Below are 17,401 nucleotides of genomic sequence, written 5' to 3'. Positions count from 1 at the left end.
TCAAGCTTGGCCCATGGCCATGGCAACGTCATGGTATTGCGAAGTGACGGTACTGCGGTTCTCGGTCCGGAAGATGTATGGGTTTTCCTCCGGATTACGCCACCGGAATTGCGCCTTGGGGCTTGAGATAAGCCGGTGTAGCGCTTTTCCGACGGGTTCACCGCGTTCATTTCGACCAAACACGAGCCAGGTTTTCGCCTTGCCCGGTTCCGGGACCCTGACCCATTTCCGCATCAAGGGTTTGATGCGGGATCGGTACTTGTGTCCCAGCCAATGCGCCATTTTCCAGAACACGACATGGTCGATGCGCCGGAAGACATACGCCGTGAAGTCGGTGAACTTGTAGAACGCCGCCCATCCCACCAATTGGCGGTTCAGGCTCGAGATCATGTCGACCGTACTGACACCATGATTGCCCGATAAGGCTTCGGTGAGCCTGCGAACAAACCCCTTGGCCTTTTCCTTGGGTATCGTCGTGACGATGGACATCCGTCCATGTGCCCCACGCTTGCGGATGATCCGGTGCCCCAGAAAGACGAAGCCGTCATTGACGTGGGTGACATGGGTCTTTTCCATGTTCAGCGTCAACTTCAACTCACCTTCCAGAAACGCCCGGCATTCCTCGCGGATTTCCTCTGCCTGAGCTCTGGTTCCTTTTACGATCACGACAAAGTCGTCAGCGTAGCGGCAATAGGCGACAGCCGGTTTCCATTGCCGATTCTCGCGAACCGTAATGGGGCGGCCCTGCTGGATGCCGAAGTTCCATGCCCAGCGATCCTTGCGGGCCTTGTTGCTCAGGTATTTCGCCTCCAGCCACATATCAAACTCGTGGAGCATGATGTTGGACAGGAGCGGTGACAGAACGCCACCTTGCGGGACACCCTCGCTGGAGGCTGTGAACAGGCCACGGTCGATGTGGCCTGCCTTCAAGAACCTATAGAGAAGATCAACGAACCGTCCGTCCTGCACCCGTCGCCGCACGCATTTCAGAAGCAGCCGGTGTTGGACCGTGTCGAAGTAGCTGGCCAGATCACCTTCGATGATCCAGCGGCCCCTCGTTGTGTCGGCACCATCCTGAAGCTGTATCCTCACGGTGCGGACGGCATGATGCACGCTCCGTTCCGGCCGGAAGCCATAGGATAAACGATGGAAATCGCTCTCCCAGATTGGCTCCATGGCCATCAGCATAGCGCGTTGAACAATACGATCCGTCAGGGTTGGAATACCCAGTGGTCGTAGCTTGCCGTTCGATTTCGGGATATAGATGCGCTTGACCGGCTGGGGGCGGTAGCTCTCCTCCAGCAGGCTTGTCCGCAGGTCGTCCAGATGCTGATCCAGTTTGACCTGCAGTCTTTGCTTGTCCATTCCGTCAATACCCGGCGTTCGTGCGCCGCTTGACGCCAGAACCATCCGAGCGGCCTCGGCAAGCCATTCCCTATTGGCAATCAACCGAAGAAGACGATCAAACCGTCGGTTTGGATCGCTCTCGGCCCATGTTGCGAGCTTGTGCTGCATTTCACTGATTATCAAAGGTCTTCACCTCGCTTGGTCAGGTAGTTTGCACTTCAAGCAGTTTGAACTGTTCCCCTTCGCCATGTGATGGGCTTTCCCCATCCCGGACTACTACGGGAACTCCGCCAACATGATGGACATCAGGGTCAACTCCCTTGCGACGCAGAACATCGTTGTCATTCCATCATGCCTTCCCTCGTTCATATGCTGGACGTCTGCGTATTGGTGAGGCTGCCGGTCGCAGTCTTTTCCCTTGCGTTCCGCAAGTCGATGCCGATGTCATGGTCTGGCTGCATTCTCCCCATGACCCCATACGGGCGACCTACATATACGACCGTATTCGGATGCCGCCGACTTACGTGTCCGGCAGCTTCATCAGCATTTCGCCTGTTAAGCCGTGTAGGCGAAGGCGACCTTTCAGCCCTCAGATGCGGGTTAACCGGTTCGTGTTCCTCAACCTTCCAATACTTCAGCCTCGGGAACCATCTTGGCGTAACGGCTTCGCCTCAATCCCCTTTTCCTGCGGGCTACGTCACCCTGCCAGTTGACGGCAGGTCACCGCCGCTTGGGCTCATGCCCCCTCGCAGCAGGGGGCAGGCAAGTCTTCACATCCTCCTTTCTCTTTGCATTCCAGTCATATGCCTCCCCGATTGGGGCGAGGCGCACTGTAAGAGAGGTCATTTGCTCAATCCTGCGGTTTGATTTGCGTAGACGGTTTGCGCGGAAGGCTGCGGGCTCCGTGCCGCAAGCGCGGCGACGAGGATGGCGGCGGCGGGAAAGGCGGCGGCGACGAGCGGCACCCAGGCGAGGCCGGGCCCCTGGTCGAGGATCACGCCGCCGACCCAGGCGCCGATGGCGTTTCCGAGGTTGAAGGCGCCGATATTGAAGCTCGAAGCGAGGCTCTGGCCTGCGCCTTCCGCCTTGGAAAGCACCCACATCTGCAAGGGGGCGACCGTGGCAAAGCCGGCGGCCCCGAGGAGCCCGATGAAGATCACCGCGGCCACCTGACTGTTGAAGGCGAAGGTCATCAGCCCGAGCACAAGGGCGAGGGCGGCAAGGGTGCCGAAGATGGAGCGCAGCAGGTTGCGGTCGGCGAGCCTTCCGCCCAGCAGGTTGCCAACGACCAGCCCACCGCCGAAGACCAGAAGGATCAGCGACACCGCGGTATCCGAGAAGCCGCTGATCTCAGTCAGAAGCGGCGCGACATAGGTGAAGACGGCAAAGACGCCGGCATAGCCGAGCACCGTGGTCAGGAGACCGAGCAGGACGGCGGGGCGGGCGATCGCCCGCAGGTCGGCCCGCCAGTCCGACACGGCGGGCGCGGCCGTATCCCGGGGAACCAGCGTAGCGAGAACGATCAGCGCGGCCAGTCCGACCAGCGTGACGGCCCAGAAGGTGGACCGCCAGCCATAATGCTGGCCGAGCCAGGTGCCGAACGGCACGCCGATCACCGTCGCTACGGTCAGTCCCGTGAACATGAGGGCGATGGCGGAGGCGCGCTTGTCCTCGGCGACGAGGTTCGTGGCGACGACCGAGCCGACGCCGAAGAAGGTGCCGTGGGTCAACGCCGTCAGCACGCGTGCGGCCATCAGCCAGCCGTAGTCCGGCGCAAGCGCCGCGGCGGCGTTGCCGGCGACAAAGATGGCCATCAGGCCGACAAGCACGCGCTTGCGCGGCCAGCGTGCGGTCATCGCCGTCAGGATCGGTGCGCCGATGGTGACGCCGAGCGCGTAGCCGGAAATCAGCAGCCCCGCGGCCGCGATGGTGACGTTCAGTTCGCTGCTGACCTCCAGAAGGAGGCCCATGATGACAAATTCGGTGACGCCGATGCCGAAGGCACCAACCGTCAGGGCGTAAAGCGCTAGAGGCATTGTCCACTCCAATCGTGTGTTGACCGGAAGATAGACACTGACGAGAGGGTGAATTAGATATCCGAGAGGAACATAATTTGTGAGTTGAATTCATCATGGGTCGATCCGAAGTCAACCGATCCGGCGAAATGGAGATCTTTGCGCGCGTGGTCGAGCTCGGGGGATTTTCGCCCGCTGCGCGTGCCGCGGGCATGACGCCCTCGGCGGTCAGCAAGCTCATCGCGCGGCTGGAGGCGCGGCTCGGTGCACGCCTGCTCAACCGCTCGACGCGGCAGCTGCAAGTGACGCCGGAGGGCTGCGCGTTCTACGAGCGGGCAAAGCGCATCCTGGCTGATCTGGAGGATGCCGAGCGGGCGGCGGGCCTCGGGGAGCAGCCGGTCGGGCGCGTGCGCATCAACACCAGCGCGTCCTATGCCACGCATGTGCTCGCGCCGCTTCTGCCGGAGTTTCTGGCGCTGCATGCCGGCATCACCCTCGACATCATTCTGACCGACGCCGTCGTCGATCTTCTTGCCGAGCGCACCGATGTCGCCGTGCGTGCCGGGCCGCTGAAAAGCTCGAGCCTCATCGCCCGCAAGCTGGGGGAGACGCAACTGGTCGTCGTTGCCGCGCCCGCCTACCTTTCACGCTGCGGCGAACCCCGCACGATCGCCGAGCTTCAGGCGCACAACCGCCTCGGCTTCGGCTATACGCGGGCAGTGGACGGCTGGCCGCTGCGGGAGAACGGCAAGGCCGTCATCGTGCCCGCCACGGGCCGTATCCAGGCGAGCGACGGCGAAGCCCTTCGCCATCTGGCATTGGCGGGGGTCGGCCTTGCCCGTCTTTCCGCCTTCACCGTGCGCCAAGACATTGCCGCCGGCCGCCTCGTGCCTGTGCTCGGGCATCTTGGTGCCGAAGAGAAGGAGGCCTTCCATGCGGTCTATGTCGGCCAGGGCGGGCCGCTTCCTTCCCGCGTGAGGGCGCTGCTCGATTTTCTTGCGGAGCGCGGCAAGGTCTCCTGACCGGCTTGCCGTTTGCTAGCAGAAGGCCACTTCGAGGTTCTGCCGGTCGCGGGCAATGACCGAACAGGCCGTTTCGAAGCCCTCCGCCTTGATGGAGAGCATGAAATCGGGCGGTATGCCCGCGGAATTGCTGACCGTGATGCCCGCGCCGTCCACGCCGAGGCTCTTGACGGTGCAGTCGATCGTCGAGCGGCGGTCGTTGAAGATGATGGATCCGGCCTTCAGCACGCGCCGCCGTGCGCCGATACCGCCGGCCGCCTGCAGGGACGACCAGGCGGTGCAGCGGTTTCGCCCGTTCTGCTTGGCGTGGTACATGGCGGCATCCGCCTGGGCCAGCAACGTTTCGATGTCCCGCCCGACGATGGACAGAGCCGCGCAGCCGAAGCTGGCGGTAACGGCGAGTGTGCCGAAGGCGCCGGAAATCGGCCATGCGGCAATCTCGCCGCGCAGCTTTTCCGCGGTGATCATCGCATCTTCCGCGCTGGTATGGGGCAGTACGATGGCGAACTCCTCGCCGCCGAGCCGCCCGAAAAGATCGCTGGCGCGCAGGCTGGACCGGCAGGCGGCGGCCACGGCCTTCAGTGCCTCGTCGCCCGCCGCATGGCCGTGGGTGTCGTTGACGTTCTTGAAGTGATCGACATCCAGCACCAGGCACGACAGGTCGTGCTTGTGGCGCAGTGCCGCGGCGATCAGCTGTTCCGCTTCGCGCTTGAAGGCGCGGCGGGTGAGGGCCTCGGTCAGGCTGTCGGTCGCGGCCGTCTGCATCAGTTCGATCCGGTCCATCGCAGCCCCCGCCAGCTCCTGCAGGATGTCGAGATCCTTCCGGCCGAAGGAGCGCGGCCTCCGGTCGATCGCGCAGACCGTGCCGACTGTGGAGCCGGCCTTGGTCTTCAGCGGCACGCCGGCATAGAAGCGGATGTGCTCGGGGCCGGTGACCGCGGGATGCGCGACGAAACGCGGATCCCGCGTTGCGTCCTGGACGATCATCGGCTGCTCGTCGACAAGCACATGGCGGCAGAACGTATCCTCGAGCGGGGCCTCGTCTGCGGAAAGGCCGGAGCAGGCCTGGTACCATTGCCGATGCCCGTCGATGAGGGAGACGAGGCCGATCTCCACGGTGAAGATCTGCTGGATCAGCCGGACGAACCGGTCGAAGCCCGCGTCGCGCGGGCCGTTGAGGAGATCGAGGTTTTCCAGTGCGGCAAGGCGTTTCCTTTGCCGCTGGATCGTCTCGTCAGACGATTTGCCGAATGTCCTGACCGTCACGAAACACTCCTCCGCTGGACAAAACCGGTTTGCTGGTTTCAGCACGACGGGCGCTTGCCTGCAACACTGCCAGGGTTGGCGCCGGGTGTTTTCCCCGCCGGGCTTGCCGGCATGCGAACCGGGCGTTGCGCCGGCGCGGTGCCTATCAACGCAGGTGTGAGGCCGCTTCGGGATTTTTCCAGACCGGGTGGCTGAGGGTTTGCAGGCTGCGGGCATCGGCGCCGGCGATCCGGGCCATCAGCGCTCTCGCCATCTCGCGGCCGGCCAGATGCACGTCCTCGTCGGCCGTCAGGATCTCCGGGCGCATCCAGTTGAGGGCGGGCGAGACCTGCTTGGAAACGATGTCGAGGTCCTTGCCTATCTCCTTGCCGGCCATCTCGGCACCAGCGCTGACGGCAACGGCGAGGCTGGCGCTGACGCAGAGGACGGCGTCCGGCGGCTCCGGCGCCCGCATCGCGCGGTCCATCGCGGCCCTGACGTCGAGAAGGGGGGTATCGATCGAGACCGGCAACGGCACCTCGGTCATGCCGAAGTCGCGCAGCCCGCGCTCGAGCCCGGCGGCGATATGGGCCGCGTAGGTGAGATCGCGGGGAGGGCGAATGATCGCCAGCCGCCTGCGGCCCCGGCCGGCCAGCTTCCCGACGGCCTGATAGACGAAGCTCTCATTGTCGAAATCGTGGAAGGGATGCGTCCATCCGGAATCGGTCCGGCCATGGGTCACGAAGGGAAAGTCCTTCTCCAGCAGCAGCTGCACGCGCCGGTCGTCCGGCGCAGTGCGCATGATGATGACGCCGTCGGCCGAGCGGCTCTGCAGGATGTTGCGGACCGGCAGCAGGGGATCGCTGTCATGGGAACTCGGGCTGACGATCAGATTGTATCCCGTGTCCTTCAGCGCCTGCGAAATGCCGAAGATCATCTGGCTGGTAAAGCCCATGATCTCGTCGTCGACATTCAGGACCAGTGCCAGCACGCTGGTCCTGCCCGTCCGGAGGCGCAGGCCCGCCCTGTTCGGCTGATAGCCGATCTGGCTGGCGACGAGCCGGACGCGTTCCTTGGTTTCCGACCCGATATCCGGCGCATCGCTGAGCGCGCGTGAAACCGATGTGGTGCTGAGGCCCGTCATGAAGGCGATCGTCTTCAGGGTGGGTGGCAGGTTTCCATCCCGCATGTCGCTCTCCATTTCCCTATGGCGCCTGATGCGATCAGTTCCGCCGGGCATCCGCTCGAAATTTTCTATGATTGGCTTTAACGATAAAGTATCTTGGGTAATGTCCCCGCTCAGAAAAATATCTTTATGAATCAGAACAGTAGAAGATACTATTGGTGGTATATTGAAAAATATTCCGACGTGGCGTAGCAATTTACATTATCGATTAAGTTGGCGAATGTCGATGCACCTGCGCGTGTGGTCATCGTCGCTGCCGATCCCTGCAGGCCGCCGGTCGTCCATCGAGCGGCAGATCCGGACAAAGCCATGACATCCTTGCCGAAAGCCAATCCCGCGATCGATCTTTCCGGCCCGTGGACACTCACCTCGGCCGATGGCGACATCACGGCGCCGATCACGCTGCCGGGCGATGTGCACACGGCGCTGACGGCCGCGGGCCTCATTCCTGATCCCTATGTCGGCCGCAACGAGGAGGCGGTGCAATGGGTGGCGCACCGCGACTGGGTTCTCGAGCGCCGCTTCCTGTTGCCGGAACCGGATGGCGACTGGTACCTCGACATCGACTATCTCGACACGGTGGCAGCCGTCTTCGTCAACGACGCGCCGGTGCTGCTCGCCGACAACTGCTTCCGCCGCTACCGGCCCGATGTCGGCGCCCAGCTGAAGGCGGGCGAGAATGTCATCCGCATCGTCTTCCAGTCGAGCATCGCGGCGGGTGCCGACCGACAGGCCCGGCAGCCCTTCTACGTTCCCTACCATCCCGGCAATTCGCCCATCCCCAACGGCAACATGCTGCGCAAGCCGCAGTGCCATTTCGGCTGGGACTGGAACATCGCGATCGCGCCGCTGGGTCTCTACGGCACGATCCGGCTCTGCCGGCTCGACAGGGCCCGCATCGAGCACGTGACGACGCGGCAGACGCACAATGCGGATGGTTCGGTCTATCTGCAGGTGGCGGCGACGGTTTTTGCGAAGAACCCAGACATCGTGGCCCTCCATTTCGCGCTTGATGACGAGCGTGTCCGCCTCGATGTCGGCGTCAATGCCGGCGAAACGGTTGTCACCCATGTCTTCGAGATCGCCGCGCCGCGGCTGTGGTGGCCGGCGGGAAGCGGTGAGCAGGCGCTCTACACGCTTCGCGTGGAGCTGCCCGGTGATGTCGTCGTCAGGCAGATCGGTCTGCGCATGGTGGAGCTCGTCACCACGCCCGACGCGGCCGGAAGCCGCTTCGCGCTGAAGGTCAACGGGCGCGAAATCTTCTGCCGCGGCGCCAACTGGATCCCGGCCGACGCGCTGTTTTCACTGTCGAGCCCGGACGGGACCGCGGATCTCCTGCAATCCGCTGCGGCAGCCAACATGAACATGATCCGCGTCTGGGGCGGTGGTTTTTACGAGCCGGACTGGTTCTACGACCTTTGCGACCGGCTGGGTCTTCTCGTCTGGCAGGACTTCATGTTCGCCTGCAATCTCTATCCCTCCACCGAGGACTTCCTCGACAATGTCGCACGGGAGGTGGACTACCAGGTGCGTCGCCTCTCCTCCCATCCGTCGCTCGCGCTCTGGTGCGGCGACAACGAGCTGGTCGGCGCGCTCACCTGGTTCGACGAGCCGCGGAAGGACCGCGACCGTTACCTCGTGTCCTATGATCGCCTGAACCGCACGATCGAGCAGGCGATGCGCAAGGCGGCGCCCGATGCGATCTGATGGCCGTCGAGCCCGGCCTCCGGCTATCTCGATTTCGGCGACGCCTGGCATGCCGATGGCTCTGGCGACATGCACTACTGGTCCGTCTGGCACGAGAACAAGCCGTTCGACAATTACCGCAGCGTGCGGCCGCGTTTCTGCTCGGAGTTCGGCTTCCAGTCCTATACGTCGCTGCCCGTCATCAAGACCTATGCCGAGGCGAGGGATATGAACATCGCCTCGCCCGTCATGGAACTGCATCAGAAGAATGCCGGCGGCAACGAACGCATCGCCGCCACCATGTTCCGCTACTTCCGCTTCCCGAAGGATTTCCCGAACTTCGTCTATCTCAGCCAGATCCAGCAGGGTCTCGCCATCAAGACGGCGGTGGAATACTGGCGTTCGCTGAAGCCGCATTGCATGGGCACGCTCTACTGGCAGCTCAACGACACCTGGCCGGTCGCCTCCTGGTCGAGCCTCGACTATGGCGGCCGCTGGAAGGCGATGCACTATCTCGTCCGCCGCTTCTTCCAGCCGGTCGTGATCGCGGCAATCCCGGAGGAAGGCGGCGAAGCGATCCGCTTCTCGCTGGTCAACGACACGCTTGCCGATGTGACGGTCGACCTTTCGATCGCGCTCCTCGACATGAAGGGGAAGCGCCGGCCGATCCTGGATGTCCGGGCGGCCTGCACGCCGGATGCCGCGGTGACCGCTGCGACCGTCACGGCGGCGGATCTGCCGGCCGGTGCCCTCATCGTCTGGCGCTTCACCGCATCGAACGGCATGCAGGGCGAAGGGCACTATGTGCATGGCACCTACAAGGCGCTGGACCTGGAGCCGGCCGGGCTGACATTCACGCAGGAAGATGGACCGGACGGGACCATCCACCTCGATGTCACTGCCACCGGACTGGCGCTCTTCGTGATGATCGAGACCGACACCGACGGCCGTTATTCCGACAATGCCTTCGACCTTGCGGCCGGCGAGACACGTCGCATCGCCTTCACTCCCGCCAAACCGCTCCCCGCCGGCCCCCGCCCGGTCTTCCGCCTCTACGACCTGCAATCCTGCCATGCGACAGAACCAGCTGCCGGGTGAGACGCTTCCGGCCGGAGGCATGGTTGGCACATGCGTTCCATAAATCGTCTTATGTGATCTGAGGGCGAAAAATGCGGATCTGATCTCCGAGGCACTGTCTGGCGGCCCCAGTCACCTTGCGCCACCCCTGCCCCGTGGGCAGACGCGGCGTCAGTGCGCCCGCCACTCCCGATACCATGCCGCGAAGGCGGCGATGCCGTCTTCCAGCGACACGCGTGGGACAAAGCCGGTGAGGTGGGTCAACAGGTCGGTGGAGGCGAAGGTGCGGGGCACGTCGCCGGGCTGCATGGGCATGTAGTTGCGCGTGGCGGGGCGGCCGAGCGCTTTTTCGATCGTCTCGATGAAGGTCATCAGCCCGACCGGCTGACCGCCGCCGATGTTGACGGTGCGGAAGGGCGCGCCGGCCGAGAGCGTATCGATGATGTCGGGCACCGTGACACGGCCGTCTTCCCGCGGCACGACGTCGACGAGCCGCACGATGGCCTCGACGATGTCGTCGATATAGGTGAAGTCGCGGCTCATCCTGCCTTCGCCATAGACGTCGATCGGGCGGCCGGAGAGGATGGCGTCGGAGAACTTGATCGGCGCCATGTCGGGCCGGCCCCAGGGGCCGTAGACGGTGAAGAAGCGGAAGGCCGTCGTCGGCACCCCATAGAGATGGGCGTAGGAATGCGCCATCAGCTCCATGGATTTCTTCGAGGCGGCATAGAGCGTCATCGGCTCGTCGGCCCGGTCGGCCTCGGCGAAGGGAACCTTCTCGTTGGCGCCGTAGATCGAGGAGGTGGAGGCGAGCAGCAGGTGCTTCGGTTGCAGCGCGCGTGCCAGCTCCAGCACGTTCCACGAGCCGACGAGGTTGGATTCCACATAGGCGCCAGGATTTTCCAGGCTGTAGCGCACGCCGGCCTGGGCGGCGAGATGGAGGATGACGTCGGGCTCTTTCAGCGCGGCCGCGGCATCGAGCGCGGCGCGGTCCTCCAGCCGGCCGGTGACCTGGCGGAAGCCGTCATGAGGTTCGAGCAGGGCGAGGCGCTGCGCCTTCAGCCGCACGTCGTAATAGGGTGTCATGCCGTCGAAGCCGGTGACCGTGTGGCCGTCGGCGAGCAGGCGCCGCGCGAGGTGGAAGCCGATGAAGCCCGCGGTGCCGGTGACGAGGAAATGCGTCATTCCGCCGCCTCGGAGACCGGTGCGACCATCGGAGAGGTGCCGCGGCCGATGCTCGAATAGGCAAAGCCGTGGCGGGCCACTTCCTCCGGCTTGTAGACATTGCGCAGGTCCACCAGCACGGGTTTGGCCATGCTCGCCTTCAGCCGCTGGAAATCGAGCGCGCGGAACTGGTTCCATTCCGTGACGATGACCATCGCCTCCGCACCCTCGGCAATGTCGTAGGGCGAGGTGCCGTAGGTCACGTGGTCGAGCACGGTCCGGGAGGCCTCCATGCCCTCGGGGTCGTAGGCGAAAACTTTCGCGCCGCCGTCCTGCAGGGCCTGGATGATGGAGATCGACGGCGCGTCGCGCATGTCGTCGGTCTCCGGCTTGAAGGTGAGGCCGAGCACGGCGATCTTCTTGCCGCGCACCTCGCCGCCAAGTGCGGTGACGACCTTGCGGGCCATGGCGCGCTTGCGCGTGTCGTTGATGGCGATGGTGGTCTCGATCAGCCGCACGGGGCTGTCATTGTCCTGCGCGGTCTTGACCAGCGCCAGCGTGTCCTTCGGGAAGCACGAGCCGCCATAACCGGGGCCGGCATGCAGGAACTTGGCGCCGATGCGCCCGTCGAGGCCGATGCCGCGCGAGATCTGCTGCACGTCCGCGCCGACCTTTTCGCAGAGATCCGCAATCTCGTTGATGAAGGTGATCTTCATCGCGAGGAAGGCGTTGGCCGCATATTTGATCAGCTCGGAGGTGCGCCGGGTGGTGAAGAGCAGCGGCGACTGGTTGAGGTAGAGCGGCCGGTAGACCTCCGTCATCACCTCGCGCGCCCGCTCGTCCTCGATGCCGACGACGATGCGGTCCGGTCGCTTGAAATCGCTGATCGCAGCCCCCTCGCGCAGGAACTCCGGGTTCGACACGACGGCGATGTCGGCCTCGGGGCGGGTTTCGCGCATGATGCGCTCGACCTCGTCGCCGGTGCCGACGGGCACGGTCGATTTCGTGACGACGACGGTGAAACCCTTGACCGACTGGGCGATCTCGCGGGCGGCGGCGTAGACATAGGAGAGGTCTGCATGGCCATCGCCGCGCCGTGAAGGCGTTCCGACGGCGATGAAGACGACGTCGGCCTCGCTGACAGGGCCGGAAAATTCGGTGGTGAAGGAGAGCCGGCCCGCCTTGACGTTCTCCGCCACCAGCGCCTCGAGACCCGGTTCGAAGATCGGGATCTCGCCGCGGTTCAACGCCTCGATCTTCGCTTCGGCCTTGTCGATGCATACGACGGTGTGGCCGAAATCGGCAAAACAGGCGCCGGATACCAGGCCCACATAGCCCGAACCGATCATCGCGATCTTCATGATGCTTCTTCTCCGGATGGGACCTTTTCGCGGCTGTCCTGGCCGTCGACGATCACAGATAGAATACAACGCCGGGCAAAGCACGGAACGCCGCCCGCTTCAAGCGGAATGCGGGCGGTATCTAGTGTGCGGCGGCGGTCTTCGCCACCCCGCGCCTTCCGCCCTGCGGGCCAGGGGGCGCCTGTCACCACGATTTCCAGGCCAGCAACAACCCGCCATCGTCATGCTCGGCCGCCCGGCAGGCCGCCTCGACATCGCCGAACGGTGCGCCGCGCGGCAGGTCGCCCGCCACAAGCGCGGCGTCGGCCAGCGTGATCGCGCCGCCCCGGGCGATGACGGTGAAGATCAGCGGGCCGGTGGACCACCAGGCCGGCGCCCCGGGCATGGCCGCGACGACATCGGGCAGCACCGCATTGAGGCGGATGAGGACCGGGTGATGGGCGGGCGCGGCCAGGAAGGAATTGGCGAGCAGCAGGCTGCCGCGGCCGGTCTTGCGGGGAATGTCCTCCGCCATGGCGGTAAGCCCGGTCATCGGCAAGAGATCGTGGAAGCTGATGTCGGCGCGGGCGGGATACCAGTCGCAATCGAGGTAGATGCCGCCCTCCTGTTCGACGAGGAGATAGCGCGCGATATCGACGGCGCCGGGATAGTCGCCCCGCTCCAGCATGGCGCGGAACGCCTTGTTCTCGTGGATGCCGGCCTCTTCCAGGTCCTTCTCCCGCCAGAGGAAATGGCCATAGCCATGGGCCTTGGCGTGCTTTTCCCAGGCTTTGGCCGAGGGCGGCACGGCCCCCTGCCCGATCCAGACCTGATGGATGACGGGCGGGATCGCGGTGCGGTTCGCCTCGGCGATCGCCCGCCGCTCGGCCGAGGAGAAGGTTCCGTACGTGGCCAGAAGGTCCGGATCGGGCACGAGATGGTACTGGTAGCCGATCCGCTCCAGCGGATCGTCCTCGGCTTTTGCGAGCTTGAGGAAGGCCGAATGCAGCCGTCGCGGCAGGCCGAGCGCCGTTTCCGGCCCGAGGGCGGCACGCTCCGGATCGGCGGAAACCGCCTCCAGCACCTGCCACGCGGCGCCGAAATCGCCGTCCTCGCGGTATTCGGCGGCTTTTTCCAGTTGTTCGTTCAATCGTTGCTTGGCTGACATCAAGCTGTCCTAGGGGAGTTCCGGCAAAAGTGCGAAGCGGTTTTGCATCCGCCGGCGGGGTGGAAGCAAGAGCGTGCCCGTCTGCCGGCGGCGTTTCTTCATATTCGGTCCCGGCCGGAGCAACGACAACCCCCAACCTTGCCTGGAGTAAGGCGTGGACAGAAAAAAGTGTGCGCGCTAGTGTCTTGGCGGGGAACATCAAGAAAAGGCCGCGTGGATAAAATCCGTCAGGCGGGAAAGCACATATGAATTCGAATGCGATGCGCCGGCCGAGGGACCTGCTGCGGATTGAAGACCTGCACGTCTCCTTCTCCCTGATGGGCGCGAGGATCACTGCCGTCAGGGGCGCAAATCTCAGGGTGTTGCCCGGCAAGGTGACCGCCCTCGTGGGAGAATCCGGCTCCGGCAAGTCCGTCATCAGCCAGACCGCCATGGGCTTGCAGCCGCCGACCGCGCGGGTCACCGGCAAGATCCTCTTCGACGACCCGCTCTCCGACGAAGGCCCGATCGACATCCTGCCCCTGCCCCGCGACGGCAAGAAGATCCGCTCCATTCGCGGCGGGCGCATGGGCATGATCTTCCAGGAGCCGATGACCTCGTTTTCGCCGCTGCACACGATCGGCGACCAGATCAGCGAGTCCCTTGCCATCCACACCGGCCTTACCGTCGCGGAGATGCGCGAGCGCTGCGAGGACATGCTGGCGCGCGTCGGCTTCAACAATCCGCGCAAGGTCTACGACATGTATTCCTTCGAGTTGTCCGGCGGCATGCGCCAGCGCGCGATGATCGCCATGGCGCTCGTCTGCGGCCCGGCGCTGCTGATCGCCGACGAGCCGACCACGGCGCTCGACGTGACCATCCAGGCGCAGATCCTGAAACTCCTGCGCGACCTGCAGCAGCAGATGGACATGGCGGTGCTGCTCGTCACGCACGATCTCGGCGTCGTTGCCAACATCGCCGACGAGGTCGTGGTGATCTACCAGGGCGAGATCATGGAGGCGGGGCCGGTCGAGACGATCTTCCATCGGCCTGCCCATCCCTACCTCAAGGGCCTGATGGCGGCGATCCCGCATTTCGGCATGAAGCGCGGCGACCGGCTGAAGCCGCTGCGCGAGATCGAGGTCAACCAGGACAGCCTGCTGTCGAAGAAATATCAGGCCCGCACCGGGCCGGATGTCATCCTCTCGGTCCGCGACCTCAGCAAGACCTTCGTGACCCGCAAGGACAACTGGGCCATGCCGGGCCAGCAGAAGGAAAAGCCGCGGCCGGCCGTCGATGGCGTCAGCTTTGACATCAGGCGCGGCGAATGTCTCGGCCTCGTCGGCGAAAGCGGCTGCGGCAAGACCACCGTCAGCAAGATCCTGATGCGCGCGATCAAGCCGGACGCCGGATCGGTGCTGTTCGACGACGGCAAGGGGCCGGTCGACGTGCTGAACGCCAAGGGCGCCGAGCTGCAATCGCTGCGCACGCGCCTGCAGATGGTGTTCCAGGACCCGCAATCCTCGCTCTCGCCGCGCATGACGGTCGGCGACATCCTGCGTGAACCCCTCGACATCCACGACTATGGCGATGCGGCCAAGCGCAGGATGGCGTCGAAGGCCCTGATCCGCGCCATCGGCCTCGACGAGGCCTCGCTGAAGCGCTATCCGCACTCCTTTTCCGGCGGTCAGCGCCAGCGTATCGGCATCGCCCGGGCACTTGCCCTCGGCCCGAGCATGATCATCTGCGACGAACCGGTTTCCGCGCTCGACGTCTCCGTGCAGGCACAGATCCTCAACCTGCTCAAGGACCTCCAGAAGGACCTCGGCCTCACCTATCTCTTCATCTCGCACAACCTTGCCGTGGTCGATTACATGGCCGACCGGGTCGCCGTGATGTGGGCCGGGCGCATCGTCGAGATCGCGCCGCGCGAGATCATCATGACCGCGCCGGTGCATCCCTATACGCGGGCGCTGCTCGATGCCGTTCCCTTCCCCGATCTCGAGCGCCCGCTGAACTTCGAGACGGCCGGCCGGACCAGCGCCGTCTCGCGCGAGAGCTGGGCACAGGTCTTCCGCGACGAGGAGGGCAGCGAGGGGCTGGCGCCGGCCGATCTCGGTGGCGGCCATTTCGTGCTTGCCCGCAGGAATGCCGACATGCGGGAGCTTTGCTCGTGATCACGCGCCGCACCACACTCGGCCTGCTGGCCGCCGCCTTCGTTCCCGGCATCGCCCGCGGCTTGGACAGTGATGCCGCCTATTTCCAGGACAAGATCGCCGCGGGCGAACTGCCGCCGGTTGCAGAGCGCCTGCCGAAGGTGCCGCGCGTCGTCAACACCGCCGCGCTCGGCGGCGTCCCCGGCAAGCAGGGCGGGCGGTTGCGCATCCTGATCGGCGGCCAGCGCGACGTGCGCCTCGTCCCGATCAACAGCTATTCGCGCCTTGTCGGCTACGATCGCGACCTGAAGCTCGTCGCCGACATCCTCGAGAGCTTCACTGTGGAAGAGGAGCGCATCTTCACCTTCCGCCTGCGCGAAGGGCACAGATGGTCGAGCGGCGACCCCTTCACAGTGGAGGACTTCCGCTATTGCTGGGAAGAGGTCATCCTCAACCGCGAACTCCTGAAGGGTGGTCCGCCCACCGACCTGCTCGTCGAAGGCAAGCCGCCCGCCTTCGACGTGGTCGATCCGCTGACGGTGCGCTACACTTGGGAAAAGCCGATCCCGGATTTCCTGCCGAAACTCGCCTCGCCCATTCCGCTGGTGCTGGCGCTGCCGTCCGCCTACATGCGGCAGTTCCACAAGAAGTTCCAGACAGCGGAGGCGCTGGAAAAGCATATCAAGAAGCAGCGCGTCGACGACTGGCGCGGCCTGCACATCAAGATGTCGCGCCAGACCCGGCCGGAAAACCCGGATCTCCCGACGCTGGAGGCCTGGCGGCCGCGCACCGCCCCGCCCGCCGAACAGTTCATCTTCGAGCGCAACCCGTTCTTCCACCGGGTCGACGAGAACGGCACGCAGCTGCCCTATGTCGACCGGCTGGTGCTGAACGTCTCCTCGCCGGATCTCATCTCCGCCAAGACGGCGACCGGGGAAAGCGACCTGCAGATCGGCAATCTCGACTTCACCGACTACACGCTGCTGAAGAGCGCCGAGGCGACGTATCCGATCAACGTGATGCTGTGGAAACGCACGCTGGGCTCGCGTGTCGCCCTGATCCCCAATCTCAACTGCGGCGATGAAGGCTGGCGCACGGTGCTGCGCGACGTGCGCGTGCGCAGGGCGATGTCGCTCGCCATCAACCGTACGGAGATCAACAAGGCGGTCTTCTACGGCCTCGGCCAGGAAAGTGCCAACACGGTGCTGCCGGAAAGCACCCTCTTCAAGCCGGACTATGCAAAGGCCTATGCCGGCTATGACCCGGCGGAGGCCAACCGCCTGCTCGATGCGGCCGGGCTCGACAAGCGCGACGACGAGGGCACGCGGCTTCTTCCGGATGGCCGCCCCGCCCAGGTCGTCATCGAGAGCGCCGGCGAGAGCACGCTGGAAACGGATGTGCTGGAACTCGTCACCGACTATTTCCGCGAGATCGGCCTCGGGCTTTTCGTACGGGTTTCCCAGCGCGACATCTTCCGCAGCCGCGCCATCGGCGGCGAGGTGGTGATGTCCGTCTGGTACGGGCTCGACAATGGCGTGCCCACACCGGAAATGTCGCCCGCCGAACTGGCGCCGAGTTCCGACGACCAGTACCAGTGGCCCGTCTGGGGCATGTATTACGCGACCGTCAAGACCAAGGGCGAGCCGCCCGACATGCCCGAGGTGCAGTATCTCGTCGACAGGCTCGCCGCCTGGGAAATGACGACGACGGAAGCGGAGCGCACGGCGATCTGGCATGAAATGCTCGCCCATCACGCCGACCAGGTCTTCACCATCGGCACGGTCAACGGCATTTCCCAACCGGTGGTGCGTGCGCGCCAGCTGCGCAACATGCCGGAAAAGGCCCTCTGCGGTTTCCAGCCCACCGCCTTCCTCGGGGTCTACATGCCGGATACGTTCTGGTACGAGGAGGGTGCGTGATGGGACAGGCGATCTTCCATACGTGGTCGTCAGCCAGCCGGCAGGCGGATGAGGGGCGGCCACGGACGAAACCTTGCCGCTTCGCCCTGCCCCGTCC

General features: G+C 64.7%; 10 protein-coding genes and 1 pseudogene. 4 read left to right on the top strand and 7 right to left on the bottom strand.

Features of this window, described 5'->3' with window-relative positions; translation table 11 throughout:
- Together ltrA and EXZ48_RS14765 are read right to left on the bottom strand one after the other, a co-directional pair.
- Entirely contained in the window at window positions 1–1,530 is a 1,530-nt protein-coding gene (gene ltrA, locus EXZ48_RS14775) for a group II intron reverse transcriptase/maturase (RefSeq protein WP_245462096.1), read from the bottom strand.
- A 659-nt stretch (window positions 1,531–2,189) separates the two neighbouring features.
- Window positions 2,190–3,383: an MFS transporter gene (locus EXZ48_RS14765; RefSeq protein WP_130516676.1), complete on the bottom strand. Its 1,194-nt coding sequence runs from the start codon at window positions 3,381–3,383 to the stop codon at window positions 2,190–2,192.
- 95 nt (window positions 3,384–3,478) lie between these two features.
- Between EXZ48_RS14765 and EXZ48_RS14760 the strand changes: the two genes are divergently transcribed.
- Window positions 3,479–4,384 (top strand): LysR family transcriptional regulator, encoded by a 906-nt coding sequence (locus tag EXZ48_RS14760; RefSeq protein ID WP_130516674.1) that lies wholly within the window; start codon window positions 3,479–3,481, stop codon window positions 4,382–4,384.
- A gap of 15 nt (window positions 4,385–4,399) precedes the next feature.
- Here the strand turns inward: EXZ48_RS14760 and EXZ48_RS14755 are convergent, their stop codons facing one another.
- Window positions 4,400–5,650 (bottom strand): diguanylate cyclase, encoded by a 1,251-nt coding sequence (locus EXZ48_RS14755; RefSeq protein ID WP_245462094.1) that lies wholly within the window; start codon window positions 5,648–5,650, stop codon window positions 4,400–4,402.
- Between the two features lie 145 nt (window positions 5,651–5,795).
- Window positions 5,796–6,818, bottom strand: a complete 1,023-nt coding sequence (locus EXZ48_RS14750; protein ID WP_245462091.1) for a LacI family transcriptional regulator — start codon at window positions 6,816–6,818, stop codon at window positions 5,796–5,798.
- A 306-nt stretch (window positions 6,819–7,124) separates the two neighbouring features.
- Here EXZ48_RS14750 and EXZ48_RS14745 point away from each other — a divergent pair.
- Window positions 7,125–9,599 (top strand): annotated as a pseudogene (locus tag EXZ48_RS14745) (glycoside hydrolase family 2 protein).
- Between the two features lie 150 nt (window positions 9,600–9,749).
- On the opposite strand, the gene EXZ48_RS14740 reads toward EXZ48_RS14745, so the two are convergent.
- The 3 genes from EXZ48_RS14740 to EXZ48_RS14730 form a co-directional block, all read right to left on the bottom strand.
- Window positions 9,750–10,763 (bottom strand): NAD-dependent epimerase, encoded by a 1,014-nt coding sequence (locus EXZ48_RS14740; protein ID WP_130516668.1) that lies wholly within the window; start codon window positions 10,761–10,763, stop codon window positions 9,750–9,752.
- A complete protein-coding gene (locus EXZ48_RS14735) occupies window positions 10,760–12,103 on the bottom strand; it encodes a UDP-glucose/GDP-mannose dehydrogenase family protein (RefSeq protein ID WP_130516665.1) in 1,344 nt (447 codons plus the stop codon). The genes EXZ48_RS14740 and EXZ48_RS14735 overlap by 4 nt, the downstream gene beginning before the upstream one ends.
- 184 nt (window positions 12,104–12,287) lie before the next feature.
- Window positions 12,288–13,250, bottom strand: coding sequence for a mannosyltransferase (locus EXZ48_RS14730; RefSeq protein WP_130516663.1), 963 nt, complete (start codon window positions 13,248–13,250; stop codon window positions 12,288–12,290).
- Between the two features lie 260 nt (window positions 13,251–13,510).
- Here EXZ48_RS14730 and EXZ48_RS14725 point away from each other — a divergent pair, with 260 nt between their 5' ends.
- Entirely contained in the window at window positions 13,511–15,406 is a 1,896-nt protein-coding gene (locus tag EXZ48_RS14725) for an ABC transporter ATP-binding protein (RefSeq protein WP_081870547.1), read from the top strand.
- Window positions 15,403–17,304, top strand: coding sequence for an ABC transporter substrate-binding protein (locus EXZ48_RS14720; protein ID WP_050744430.1), 1,902 nt, complete (start codon window positions 15,403–15,405; stop codon window positions 17,302–17,304). The genes EXZ48_RS14725 and EXZ48_RS14720 overlap by 4 nt, the downstream gene beginning before the upstream one ends.
- Window positions 17,305–17,401: the final 97 nt, after the last annotated feature.

The organism is Shinella sp. JR1-6 (assembly GCF_004284735.1).
GTDB lineage: Bacteria > Pseudomonadota > Alphaproteobacteria > Rhizobiales > Rhizobiaceae > Shinella.
The sequence above is the reverse complement of the archived record's forward strand: the minus strand, read 5'-3'. Positions and strand labels throughout refer to the sequence as shown.